Source organism: Clostridium boliviensis (genome assembly GCF_033342255.1).
Lineage (GTDB): Bacteria > Bacillota > Clostridia > Lachnospirales > Lachnospiraceae > Lacrimispora > Lacrimispora boliviensis.
The window spans coordinates 1-384 of the sequence record NZ_JAWONS010000212.1; the positions used below are offsets into that span (position 1 = coordinate 1).

Genomic DNA, 384 nt, shown 5'->3' on the forward strand with positions numbered 1-384 from the left:
CCATCTTCCGCATGAAACCCGCCCTTTGAGTGACCAGTTAAAATAATAGTCAAACCTTTAGCATCTTCTGAGTTTAGCACCCTCTCAATAAAACGATCAGCATCGTCAACCTGAGGACCTTTAAATTGTTGCCAGATAGAAAGATTCTGCCCCCACCAATCAATGCCTTTATCTTCAAAATCAGATCCTCGAAATGCAATAACCACTTCATTGGTCACCTTGTTTTTAACAGCTATAGCCTCGAAACCGTTTGACATATCTATGCGATCAATTATTTCACCGTTATCTTTCCCAAAAATGTCATCTAGATCTTTATCTTTAATATCATAAATTGGTTCATAAACAAGATCGGACAACTGCCGTAATTGTTTATCCGTAACTTGG

1 protein-coding gene is annotated in these 384 nt (G+C 38.3%); it reads right to left on the reverse strand.

Annotation, left to right across the window (positions count from 1 at the left end; genetic code table 11):
- On the reverse strand, positions 1–384 hold a 384-nt coding region (locus RZO55_RS12565), incomplete at both ends, for an Mbeg1-like protein (protein ID WP_318064629.1).